This is a genomic window from Caballeronia sp. (genome assembly GCF_049581465.1).
Classification (GTDB): domain Bacteria; phylum Pseudomonadota; class Gammaproteobacteria; order Burkholderiales; family Burkholderiaceae; genus Caballeronia.
Genome location: NZ_JBAUSA010001216.1, coordinates 1 through 2802, shown reverse-complemented (window position 1 = coordinate 2802; position 2802 = coordinate 1). Strand labels below are relative to the sequence as shown.

4 protein-coding genes are annotated in these 2802 nt (G+C 52.7%); all 4 read right to left on the bottom strand.

Translation table 11 applies throughout. The features are described from left to right. Window positions 1-385, bottom strand: a 385-nt coding sequence (locus WCA53_RS29735) for a T6SS immunity protein Tli3 family protein (protein ID WP_423919725.1), incomplete at its 3' end; no start/stop codon positions are given. A gap of 348 nt (window positions 386-733) precedes the next feature. Continuing rightward, window positions 734-1150, bottom strand: a complete 417-nt coding sequence (locus WCA53_RS29730; RefSeq protein WP_423919720.1) for a T6SS immunity protein Tli3 family protein — start codon at window positions 1148-1150, stop codon at window positions 734-736. A gap of 323 nt (window positions 1151-1473) precedes the next feature. Further along, the gene (locus WCA53_RS29725; protein ID WP_423919717.1) at window positions 1474-1833 is read right to left on the bottom strand and encodes a T6SS immunity protein Tli3 family protein; all 360 of its coding nucleotides are present in this window, start codon (window positions 1831-1833) and stop codon (window positions 1474-1476) included. A 91-nt stretch (window positions 1834-1924) separates the two neighbouring features. Beyond that, window positions 1925-2802 (bottom strand): PglL family O-oligosaccharyltransferase (locus WCA53_RS29720; protein WP_423919714.1); only part of this gene is annotated, 878 nt, incomplete at its 5' end.

The window sequence follows — 2802 nt, the reverse complement described above, 5'->3', positions numbered from 1 at the left end:
CATCGGTTGAGTAGTATATATACAGCCGTTCGCCGCTCGTCTGGGAGAAAACAATTGCTGGTATAGCGACATAGTCAGAGTCAATCGCATAGTAACCACTGAAAGCTCCTGCCCCAAGGGTCAACCCGGTTGCGGCCACTGCGGTTCGAACGTCCAATCGCGTATCGTAGTAATAGATGGTCCCTTCACATCCGTCATTGCCTTTGATCGTTATATACCGGTGATCATCAATGCGATAAACAAAGTGCTCCGGATAGTTGTCGCCGCTCTTAACGTGAATAGGCGTGCCGTTCATTCCGGCGCTTGCGCCGGGCGGAATCAGGGCCCTGCAGCCCGCCAACATGCACGCACCTAAAATGATGGCACTTAAGTAAAATCGATTCATTGCATATCCTGTCGTGCTCTTACGTCGCGCTGCCATTTCAGAGCAACCGAGTCGGTTCTGGGGGTACGACGATAACGCTCCCCAATTCGTACCACTCACATCGATTTAATTGCAGTTCCATTTGGTACGTTGAGACGGTGATTTAATGTACAAAGGAACATCCTTCACGTCTATTCTTCCTCCGCTTTGCGCGGTTACGTGCTGAAATTGATCGACGGCGAGAGGTTCACTTACGTCAAATTTATTAGCTTGATATAAACCCGCCGTTTCATCGTGACTCCGTCGGGCTATGTATAAATACTTATCCTGCAGCACCATAACGTTGCGCCCTCCTCCGTATGATCCCGCTCAAAATTCATTGAAAGTCCGTCCGCCATTATTCGAATAATGTACATATAAAAGTGGTCCGTTCGTTTGAAAAAATACAATCGCGGGTATCGCAACATATTCGGAATCGACCGCATAATACCCACCGAAAGCGCCATCACCCAAAGTCAACCCGGTTGCGGCTACTGCAGTTCGAACGCCCAAGCGCGTATCGTAGTAATAGATGGTGCCTTCGCGTCCGTCGTTGCCTTTGATCGTGATATACCGATGATCGTCTATGCGATAGGCTAAATTTTCCGGGTAGTCTTGTATGTTTTTTACATCAGTGGGAGTGCCATTCATTTCCACCGCCGTACCGGCTGGGATCAGCCCTGAACAACCGACGAATGCAAATTCACAGATAACAAGAGTCAGTATTCTGGCGGCAATAGTCTTCAAGTGTCTCTCGTTTAGGCTGTTATGGGCATGAACGTTACCAATCACCTCGCGTTCACCGGCCATCTCCTGGCGATGGCCTACGCCGAATGAACACAACCTTAAACAAGGTCACAAGGGGTGTCTACGACTTTAAATTGAGATGAACTGTGACAATGTGTGCGTCATTAAACCTCTGCCGCGGGTCGGGAGTCTTGGCTGTTCAGTGAAAGCGCGCGTTGAAACTTCTCCACACCTGAAAGTTTCGGCTCAGGTCATATGTACTTGCGAAACATATGCCGGCATGACGGTTACTGGGTCGGCGAGCCATATATAAAGCCGGTTTTTTAATACGAATATATCGGGCCCGAAGCCGCCGCCTCCATACAAAATTCCCTTGAAAGAACGCCATCGTCGGTCGCGAGGTAAATATACAGACGTTCTTCGCTCGTCTGCGACAACTCAATTACTGGTATTGCGACATAGCCAGAGTCAATCGCATAGTGGCCCGCGAAAGATCCCGCCCCAAGCGTCAACCCGGTCGCGGTCACCGCGGGTCGATCGCGGAAGCACGTATCGTCGTAATAGATGGTGCCTCCGCACCCGTTTTTACCTTTGATCGCTATATAACGGTGATTATCAATGTGATAGACAAATTTCTCCGGGCAGTCTTGTAGGGGTTTTAAAGAAGCGGTACTACAATTCATCCCGCCGTTATACCGGGAGGAATAAGCCCGGTACAACCGACGAATGCAAATTCAGAGATCAAAAAAACGGCTCCTTTTCAGAGCCGTTTTCTCAATCGTCGTCATCGTCGTCGCTATCGGCTTTGTCCGGGGCCGGTACGCCGTATAACTTCACCAGTGCGTCTTTGAAACCGGACACCGACTTGCCTTGTTCGTCGAGCAGTTGGTAGACGTCGGCCAGTTGCGTCGGCCAGTCATGAAGCTCGGTCGCGAAGATCTTCAGGCGTGCCATGGTATCGAGCGCATCGCCCGTTTCTCCGTCCAGCGCCTGCAGGACGACATATCGCCGCAACACCGTTTCTCCCGGCAGCAACGCGAGCGCTTGCTGATGCATCGCGAGCTTGGCAGGCAGGTTCTGCGGGGTGATCGGCACCAGCGTCGCCGCGCCATATTCTCCCCACGCCCTGAACAGGACCGAAGGGTCCTCACGATACTGCTCCGCCGGCCTCGAGCCGTAATAAAGCACCTCAGAGCGATTGTAGTCGCGCAAAATCGGGTACAGCGACGCAAGCCCCGTCAGGATCAACACAACATACAAGCCGTACGAAAACCCGCGCGACACCAGCCGCAACGGACGCGTTTCGAGCAGGCCGAAAATCAGCATCGCGGGCATCAGGTAGAACATGTACTGCTGCGGATACTCGACCAACGCATGCATCATCAGCACGCCCAGCAGCGCGAGCCCGAAGATTCGCGCGGGCGTTTGCGGCGCGCGCACCACGCGCACAAGCCAACTGGCAACACTTAGCAGTACGATCGCCGTGCCCAACAAGCCGGTTTTCGCGAGCAGGTCAATGAAGATATCGTGGGAATTATTGGCGATTTCCACGCCGCCCAGTTCGCGCACGAACTCGAATTGATGCACCGGAAATTCGCCCCAGCCCACGCCAAGCAACGGATGCGTGAGGAACATCGTCCAGCCGTATTTCC

Bases quoted from the DNA above. Each gene is read 5' to 3' on its own strand.
- WCA53_RS29725 (WP_423919717.1), bottom strand. From the start codon at position 1,833: ATGAATTGTAGTACCGCTTCTTTAAAACCCCTACAAGACTGCCCGGAG.